The sequence below is a fragment of the Pseudoalteromonas sp. S3260 genome, assembly GCF_005886925.1.
GTDB lineage: Bacteria > Pseudomonadota > Gammaproteobacteria > Enterobacterales > Alteromonadaceae > Pseudoalteromonas > Pseudoalteromonas tetraodonis.
In genome coordinates this window covers 1-432 of the sequence record NZ_PNCV01000358.1, presented here as the reverse complement: position 1 = coordinate 432, position 432 = coordinate 1, and the positions used below count along the sequence as shown (strand labels likewise).

Here is a 432-nt window from a genome sequence, read left to right as displayed (position 1 = left end):
CAACTCACAGCACTATTGGAAAAAGCCAACGTCGTCGTTATTGGGCCTGGATTAGGGCAATGTCAGTGGGCGCAACAGATGCTCAGCACGGTTCTTGGCTATGAACACAAACGATTAAAAGTGCTGGATGCGGATGCATTAAACCTATTGGCACAGTATCCACAGCGACTCACTGATTGTGTTTTGACGCCGCACCCCAAAGAGGCTGCGCGATTATTGCAAAGCTCCGTTACTGAGGTGGAAGCCAATCGCTTTGACAAGGTACAGGAGTTGGCGCGTTCATACCAAGCAACATCACTATTGAAAGGTCCGGGTACACTTATTTGTAGCGCTGATAAATTAACAATTAACAGCAGTGGCAGTAACGCACTAGCGAGTGGCGGCATGGGTGATGTATTATCTGGTATAATTGGCGCGTTGCTAGCGCAGGGC

1 protein-coding gene is annotated in these 432 nt (G+C 48.8%); it reads left to right on the top strand.

Annotation, left to right across the window (positions count from 1 at the left end):
- Positions 1-15: 15 nt before the first annotated feature.
- Positions 16-432 (top strand): NAD(P)H-hydrate dehydratase (locus tag CWC14_RS18790; RefSeq protein ID WP_249928790.1); only part of this gene is annotated, 417 nt, incomplete at its 3' end.